Raw genomic sequence first — 2,407 nt, 5'->3', positions numbered from 1 at the left:
TTGGCTGTCGGCTACCGGGTTCGCAGCCCGCGGGGCAGCCAGTTCCGGCGCTGGGGCACCACAGTGCTGCGCGATTACTTGATCAAGGGATTCGTGCTCGACGACACGCGCCTGAAGGAGCCCGGAGGTCTCGATTACTTCGACGAATTGCTGCGCCGCATCCGGGACATTCGGTCTTCGGAGAAGCGGTTCTACCAGAAAGTGCGCGACCTGTTCGCCGTGACGAGCGTCGACTATGACGGCTGCGCCGAGACCGCCAAAGCCTTCTTCGCCACAATTCAGAATAAGTTGGTGTTCGCCGTCACCGGCCAGACCGCCGCCGAATTGATCGTTGCCCGGGCCGATCCGGCCAAGCCGAACATGGCGTTGACCAGTTGGGCCGGTGAGCGCGTTCGCAAGACCGACGTCACAATGTCGAAGAACTATCTCGATGCGCAGGAAATCGAAGCGCTCAACCGGCTGACTACGATGTTTCTCGACTTCGCCGAAGACCGCGCTTCGCGTCGACAGGAAACACGGATGGCCGATTGGATCGCCCAGACCGATCGTTTTCTCGCGTTCAACGAACGAGAGGTTCTGCACGGCAAGGGGCAAATGTCGCACGAACGGATGACCGAGATCGCCCATACTCGGTTTGATACGTTCGACGCCGACCGCCGGGCCGCCGAGGCGATTGAGGCGGAGCGAGAAGCCGACGAGGATTTGGCAAAGCTAGAAGCCGAGGCGCGTCGGCTGACGCAGCGAAAGTCCGATTTTTAAGCGAAGCTTCTAACAATCGGCCGACTGCTCAGCTCTGATCGCTCTTCCGCTCCCCGATCCGCTCCAGCACCGTGAAGAACGCCGGCACGAACAGCACGGCGAGGCCGGTCGAGGCCAGCATGCCGGAGACGACGGCGATGCCGAGGGAGACGCGGGCGCCGGCGCCGGCGCCGGTGGCGAGCGCCAGCGGCAGCATGCCGAAGATGAAGGCGAACGACGTCATCAGGATCGGGCGGAAGCGCTGGCGCGCGGCTTCGACGGCGGCCTCGGCGACGGCAAGACCCTCGTGGCGTTTGTCGCGGGCGTATTCGACGATCAGGATGGCGTTCTTGGCGGCGAGGGCGATCAGCAGCACGATGCCGATCTGGGTGTAGAGATCGTTGGGCAGGCCGGACAATTCTAGCGCTGCGACGGTGCCGAGCAGCGTCAGCGGCACGGCAAGGATCACCGCCAAGGGCTGCAGCCAGCTCTCGTATTGGCCGGCCAGCACGAAGTACACGAGCAGCAGCGCGACAGCGAACACGTAGTAGATCTGATTGCCGACCACCTGTTCCTGATACGACATCGCGGTCCACGCCGTGCCCATCGACGACGGCAGCGATTTGGCGGCGACTTCGCTCATCAGCGCCATGGCTTCGCCCGAGCTGAAGCCGGCGGCCTGGCCGCCGACGATCGTGGCCGACGGATAGAGATTGTACAGCGTCACCAGCGGCGGTCCGACCTCTTCGGTCATGGCGGCGACGGCACCGAGCGGCACCATCTGGCCGCCCGAGCCCTTGACCTTCAGCTTGAGCACGTCGACCGGCGTCAGCCGGAACGGCGCGTCGGCCTGGACATAGACCTGGAAGACGTTGTTGAACTTGTTGAACTGATTGACGTAGGTCGAGCCGAGATAGTTCTCGACCGCGGTGAACACCTGGCCGACCGTGACGCCGAGCGTCTCGGCCTTGATACGGTCGACCACCAGCCGCAGCTGCTTGACGTTGCCCTTGATGGTCGAGGCGGCACTGGCCATGCTTTTCTGGGTCGCGGCGTTGGCGGCGAGTTCGGCGGCGGCGTTCTGCGGGGGGAGGAAGTCGGAGCTGCCGTTCTTCATCTCCACCATCATGGTGAAGCCGCCGGTGTTGCCGACGCCCTGAATCGGCGGCGGCATCATGAGTAGCGCGGTCGCGGCGTCGAGCGTTCCGAGCGCCGCGTGGGCCTTGGTGGCGATCGATTTGAGGCTGAGGTCGGCGGTCTTGCGCTCGCTCCAATCGTGCAGCACGACATAGAGCATGCCGGCGTTGTACAGCGTGGCGTTGTTGTCGAGCGGCGAAATGCCGGAAACGCCGATGACGCTGTCGACCCCCGGGATTTTCTGCACCAGCTCGACGGCCTTTCCGACCGCAGTCTCGGTGCGCTGTGCCGAGGCGGCATCCGGCAGCTTCAGGCTGACGATGAAGTAGCCCTGATCTTCGGACGGCAGGAAGCTCGTCGGCACCTGCGACACGCCGTAGAAGGCAACGCCGACGAGGGCGAGGCCGACCAGCGTGGTCGGGATGGCGAAGCGCACCAGGCGCCGGATCAGCGCCGCATATATATTCTCGCACGGCGTATAGATCGCGTTGAAAGCCCGGTAGACGATCCCTCGTTGCTCGGGCGGGACGGG

General features: G+C 64.2%; 2 protein-coding genes. One reads left to right on the top strand and one right to left on the bottom strand.

Annotated features, from left to right (window positions below):
* A partial coding sequence (rhuM, locus tag I5M_RS17750; RefSeq protein ID WP_040771773.1) for a RhuM family protein occupies nt 1-759 on the top strand: 759 nt, incomplete at its 5' end.
* Between the two features lie 28 nt (nt 760-787).
* On the opposite strand, the gene I5M_RS17745 is transcribed toward rhuM, so the two are convergent.
* Nucleotides 788-2,407 (bottom strand): efflux RND transporter permease subunit (locus I5M_RS17745; RefSeq protein ID WP_022722625.1); only part of this gene is annotated, 1,620 nt, incomplete at its 5' end.

Origin of the sequence: Rhodopseudomonas sp. B29, assembly GCF_000333455.1 — a bacterium.
GTDB lineage: Bacteria > Pseudomonadota > Alphaproteobacteria > Rhizobiales > Xanthobacteraceae > Rhodopseudomonas.
This window is presented reverse-complemented; position numbering and strand designations above follow the sequence as displayed.